We start from the raw sequence: 3604 nt of genomic DNA, 5'->3' as shown, positions 1-3604 counted from the left end.
AGGAGCGCCTTATCCTGCAGCCCAACGGCGGTGAGCAGCCCCTGCGTCAATGGCTGATGGAGAACGGCTACCGCATCATCCGCGAGGATTTGCTGCGGGAAAACCGCTTCGACTACGAGGTGATCGTCGCCGAGCGGGCCGAGCCCGTGACGTATACCGCCCGGGAGCTATACTTCGGCCCGCTTCAACTGCAGGCCCGTACACCGGCATTTGTGGACAAATGGACACGCAAGCTGCGTCATAACCAGCAGATGCTCGCCCACTTGGCCCAGGCACGGCACGGGGCTGGCGCGCAAAAGGCGCAAGACCTCACCCGGCAGGCCCGGTGGATAAGCGAACTGCTGGCGTGATGCCGGCCCAAGGCGCCGCATGAGTTTGATAAACGATCTGTCTGGCCAGGCAAACGTCCTGGTGTGCGGCGCCAGCCAGGGAATCGGCCTGGCGCTATGCGCGCAACTGCTCGCGCGCGATGACGTGGCCCAGGTGTGGGCCGCTTCTCGCCAGGCAACCCGCAGCGACGGCCTTGCAGCGCTTGCCGCCGAACATGGGCAGCGACTGGTGCGAGTGGATTGCGATGCACGCGATGAGCAATCGCTGGAAGACCTTGCACGCGTGACCGGCGCCACCTGCGACCATCTTCATCTGGTGATCAGCACCCTGGGCATTCTGCATCAGGACGGCGCGCGGGCGGAAAAGAGCCTGGGGCAGCTGGACCTGTCCGGCCTGCAGGCAAGCTTTGCGACGAACACCTTCGCACCGGTGCTGCTGCTCAAGCACCTGCTGCCGCTGTTGCGCAAGCAACCCTCGACCTTCGCCGCGCTGTCGGCCAGGGTCGGGTCCATCGGCGACAACCGCCTGGGCGGCTGGTACAGCTACCGGGCCAGCAAGGCCGCGCTCAACCAGCTGCTGCGCACCGCCAGTATCGAGCTGAAGCGTCTCAATCCGGCATCCACGGTACTGACACTGCACCCAGGCACCACCGACACGCAGCTGTCGCAGCCTTTCCAGGCCAATGTGCCAAGCGATCAGCTGTTCGAGCCGGCCTTTGCCGCGCAGTGCATCATCGAACTGGTCGGGCGACTGGGGCCGGCGGACAGCGGCAGTTTCTGGGCGTGGGATGGGCAGCCAGTTCCCTGGTGAGCCGTGAGGGCAGTGCTGAGCCTTGATTGCAGGTTTTACGACCGCTGCGCGGCCGATCGCGGCGCAAGGCACGTTCCCACAGGGCCCGGCGATGCCGGGCCGGGAAGCTGCTGTGAGGTCCTTGCAAACGTTGCAGCGAGCAATAACCGTCCAAAACCGCGGCGCAGGCTTTGTAGCCGGGATCGCGAAGCGAATCCCTTGTGGGAGCGCGCCTTGTGCCGCGATGGGGCGCGAAGCGGCCCCAAAATTGAACAGGCGCTGCAAGAGCAGCTGGCTACATTCGGTGCTTCCTGCCACCACCGCACAACACGTTCTCCCTGCGCCCCGGCGAGGGCTCTGCCCTCGTTTCGCGACACAAGGCACGCTCCCACAGGGCCCGGCTACGCCGGGCCGGGGATGTGATTACCTCGGTAGAAGACAGTTGCTCCCACAGGGGCCCGGCTATGCCGGGCCGGGGGCTGTGATTGCCTCTGTAGAAGACAGTTTCTCCCACAACTGCCCTGGCTCCGCCGGGCAGGGCTTGCTCGACCTCGGTGCGGGCAGACAGCAGCGAGCCCTGCTGGCGCAGATGCAGCCCCGCAGCCGTGAACGCTGCCTGGCGCTACTCGCCCGCCGCCCCCGGGTAGAGCGCCTCCAGCACATGCATCAGCGCCCGCTTGCGCGGGCTTTCCAGGCCGGTCCAGGCCACGCCGATACCGGCGCCGCTCATGGCCAGGGCAAGTGGCCGGGTGACCACCCCGGCCGGCAGCGCCGATGCCGCACCGCTGGGCAGGATGCAAACCCCCAACCCGGCCGCCACCAACGCCAGCTGGCTGGTGAACTCGCCCATCTCCCGGGCAATGGTCAGGGTAATCTTGCGCCGATGAAAACCTGCCAGCATCTGGTCATACAGCCCGGGCGCGAACTTGCGCGCCAGCACCAGCACCGGACACCCGGCCAGGTCCCGAGGCTGTATGCGACGCTGGGCGCACAGCGGGTTGTCCTGCGGCAGCGCCACCACCAGCGATTCCTCGAAGAGCATCCGCGTGTGCACGCCAGGCACGTTCAGCGGCAGGCGTACCAAGCCAAAATCCAGGGCGTTGTCCAGCAGGGCCCTGGCCTGCAGCAGCGAGGGCATGTCCTTGAGCTCCAGTTCGATCCGCGGATAGCGCTCCTCAAGCGTGCGCACGAGCACGGGCAACAGGTGCGACAACGTTGAAGACACGAACGCGAGGCGCAGGACCCCTGCTTCACCGGCCGCCGCCTGCTGCAACACCTCCCGCGCCCGTGCGGCCTGGCGCAGGGTCGCCAGTGCCTCGGGCAGGAACAGCGTCCCCTCCTCCGTCAACTGGACGTGGTGCCGGTCCCGTTCGAACAGCGACGCGCCCACATCATCCTCCAGGGCGCGGATCTGCGCGCTCAAGGCCGGCTGGACAATGTGCAGGCGCGCCGCCGCACGACCAAAGTGCAGTTCTTCGGCCAGGGTCGCGAAGGCCCGCAGGTGCTTGAGTTCCACAGGTGCTCCCGAGTCGGTACCGACGATTGGTGATAACGGATGGTGATCACCACATCACCATAAACGATTGGCGGGCCAGCGCGATAGCGGTGGAAAGTGGCGCTATCCCCCAACCATCAATGACAACACAGGGAGATCCCCATGATCGACAGCTTTCGCCTGAATGGGCGCCGGGCGCTGATCACCGGTTCCGTGCGCGGCATTGGCCTGGCCCTGGCGCGTGGACTGGCCCAGGCCGGCGCCCAGGTGGTGCTCAATGGCCGCGATGACGAACGCGCCCAAGGTGCCTGCGCGCTGTTGCGTGATGAAGGCCTCGACGCCGAACACGCCGTGTTCGACGTAAGCGACCACCAGGGCGTGGCGACGGCCGTCGATGCGCTGGAAAGACGCCTGGGCCCGATCGACATCCTGGTCAACAACGCCGGGCTGCAACACCGGCAGGCGCTTCAGGATGTCAGCGCCGAAGACTGGCAGCGGCTGATGGGCACCAATCTCGATGGCGTGTTCAACGTGTCCAAGGCTGTCGCACGGCACATGATCGCGCGCCAGCAAGGCAAGATCATCAACATCGGCTCGGTGCAGAGCGAGCTGGCCCGCCCTTCCATCGCGGCCTATGCGGCCAGCAAAGGCGCGGTGCGCATGCTCACCCGGGGCATGTGCGCCGACTGGGCCTGCCACGGCCTGCAGGTCAACGCCCTGGCCCCCGGCTACTTCCAGACCGAACTGACCCAACCCCTGGTCGACGACCCGGCGTTCTCCGAGTGGCTGGTGCGACGCACGCCCGCCGGGCGCTGGGGCAAGGTCGAGGAGTTGTGCGGCGCGGCGGTGTTCCTCGCCTCGCCAGCCTCCAGCTTCATCAATGGCCAGACGCTGTTTGTCGACGGCGGCATGACCTGCGTCGTCTGACGCTCACAACAAGGACTCCGATATGCCTCATTCCTTGCCGACCCTTTGCGGCTCGATCATGGG

General features: G+C 66.5%; 4 protein-coding genes. 3 read left to right on the top strand and 1 reads right to left on the bottom strand.

The annotated features are described in order from the left end of the window. On the top strand, positions 1-350 hold a 350-nt coding region (locus VJS90_RS00755; protein WP_324118146.1), incomplete at its 5' end, for a tRNA (adenine(22)-N(1))-methyltransferase. 19 nt (positions 351-369) lie between these two features. Further along, positions 370-1140, top strand: a complete 771-nt coding sequence (locus VJS90_RS00750; RefSeq protein WP_324118145.1) for an SDR family NAD(P)-dependent oxidoreductase — start codon at positions 370-372, stop codon at positions 1138-1140. Between the two features lie 601 nt (positions 1141-1741). Here the strand turns inward: VJS90_RS00750 and VJS90_RS00745 are convergent. Then, the gene (locus VJS90_RS00745; RefSeq protein WP_324118144.1) at positions 1742-2635 is read right to left on the bottom strand and encodes a LysR substrate-binding domain-containing protein; all 894 of its coding nucleotides are present in this window, start codon (positions 2633-2635) and stop codon (positions 1742-1744) included. A 141-nt stretch (positions 2636-2776) separates the two neighbouring features. Between VJS90_RS00745 and VJS90_RS00740 the strand changes: the two genes are divergently transcribed. Beyond that, positions 2777-3541 carry an SDR family oxidoreductase gene (locus tag VJS90_RS00740; protein ID WP_324118143.1) on the top strand — a complete coding sequence of 255 codons (765 nt, stop codon included), beginning with the start codon at positions 2777-2779 and terminating at the stop codon, positions 3539-3541. Positions 3542-3604: the final 63 nt, after the last annotated feature.

The organism is Pseudomonas sp. (assembly GCF_035277045.1).
Taxonomy (GTDB): Bacteria; Pseudomonadota; Gammaproteobacteria; order Pseudomonadales; family Pseudomonadaceae; genus Aquipseudomonas.
The sequence above is the reverse complement of the archived record's forward strand: the minus strand, read 5'-3'. Positions and strand labels throughout refer to the sequence as shown.